Origin of the sequence: Duganella vulcania (genome assembly GCF_009857655.1) — a bacterium.
Classification (GTDB): domain Bacteria; phylum Pseudomonadota; class Gammaproteobacteria; order Burkholderiales; family Burkholderiaceae_D; genus Rugamonas; species Rugamonas vulcania.
Window position 1 is genome coordinate 1 of sequence record NZ_WWCX01000236.1, and the last position, 1,691, is coordinate 1,691.

Annotated in this window: 1 pseudogene; it reads left to right on the plus strand. The window is 72.6% G+C overall.

Annotated elements, in window-relative coordinates:
- Positions 1 to 271 precede the first annotated feature (271 nt).
- Positions 272 to 1,691 (plus strand): annotated as a pseudogene (locus GTP90_RS35625) (hypothetical protein); the annotation flags it as partial.

Genomic DNA, 1,691 nt, shown 5'->3' on the forward strand with positions numbered 1-1,691 from the left:
AACGCCGCGCGCATGGCCGACGTGCTGCGCCAGGTGCGCGAGCTGGGCCAGGACGCGGCCGGCGCGCAAGCCGACAGCGACGTGCTGCGGCTGAAGGCGTTGCAGGGCGGCGCCGGCCACGGCGTGCTGGCGGTGCCCAAATAGCCCGCCGGAACGCCTCGGGCAAGCCCGCATTGCGCGGGCTTTTTTTGCTGCGCGTGCATAGCATTTCCTCAATATTTCTGATTCCCCCAACTTTGCGCCTGGACCACTTCATCAAAAAGGAAACGACATGACCTTCGACAGCAGCCTGACCCCGGCGCAGTTTGCCGCCGGCGGCACGCGCCTGATTACCCGGCTCACCACCGCCGACATGCCCCGCCTTGGCACCGAGTACATCGCGGCCATGACCACCGCCCAGGCCGGCGTGCTGAGCGCCGCCCAGCTGGGGGCGATGCCGGCCGCCAGCGTCGGCGCCCTGCGCCCGGAAGACTTCGCGGCGCTGCGCGCCAACAACCTGGGCCTGGCCTCGCAATCGAGCGCCTTCATGACGGCGCTGACGCCGGAACAGCTGGCGGCGCTGACCGCCACGCAGGCCGGCATGCTCAACGCCAAGGGCATCGGCGGCCTGTCGTCCGAGGCGCTGGCGGCGATCCGCACCAAACAGATCAGCCTGCTGGCCAACAGCGTGATCGCCGCCCTGCGGCCGGAGCAGGTCCAGGCGCTGGGCACCGGGCAGATCGCCGCGCTCAAGCCCGGCCAGGTGGCGGCCCTGCCGCTGCGGCGCAAGGACGGCGAGGACCTGTTCAGCGCCGGCCAGATCGCCGCCTTCACCACCGGGCAGATGGCGGCGCTGAGCACCGGCCTGCTCCGGCAACTGAGCGCCACCGAACTGGGCGCGATTGAAACGGCCGACTTCGCCGCGCTGACCTCGCGCCAGATCGGCGTGCTGAGCGTGGCGCAGCTGCAGGCGCTGAGCCTGGAGCAGCTGCACGCGCTGCAGAGCCGCCAGGTGGCCGCGCTGGGCACCGACCAGATCCAGGCGCTCGACGCCGAACGCCTGCAGGTGCTGGGCGCGGCCGTGATCGGCGCGCTGAGCACGGCGCAGATCCACGCGTTCAAGGCCGACCAGCTGCACGCGCTGACCAGCGCCCAGCTGCAGACGCTGACCGCGCGCCAGTTCGGCGTGCTGTCGACCGCCGACATCGCGGCGCTGGATGGCAACAGCCTGGCCGCGCTGCGGGTGGCCGTGATGGCCGCGCTCAACTCGGCCCAGCTGGCCGCGCTGGGCGCCAGCGACGACAGCGATTTCGGCCGCTTCTCGAGCGCCCAGGTGGCGGCCCTGGGCAGTGCCGCGCTGGCCGGCCTGAGCGCGCACCAGGCGTCGCAACTGACCAGCGCCCAGGCCGCCGCGCTGAACGCGGTCCAGCTGGGCGCGCTGAGCACGCAGGTCATCGGCCAGCTGGACGGCGGCGACCTGGCGGCGCTGAAGGTGGCCAGCATCGCCGGCCTCAAGACGCGCCAGATCGCCGCGCTCAACGGCGAGCAGTTCGCCGCGCTGAACACGGCGCAGGTGGCGGTGCTGAGCAGCAGCCAGATCAACGCGCTGGACGGCGCGGCCTTCGCCGCCATCGAGACCGCCGACCTGGCCGCGCTGGGCCTGGGCGCGGTGGCCGGCCTGTCGACCCGCCTGCTGGCGGTGCTGGACGCGC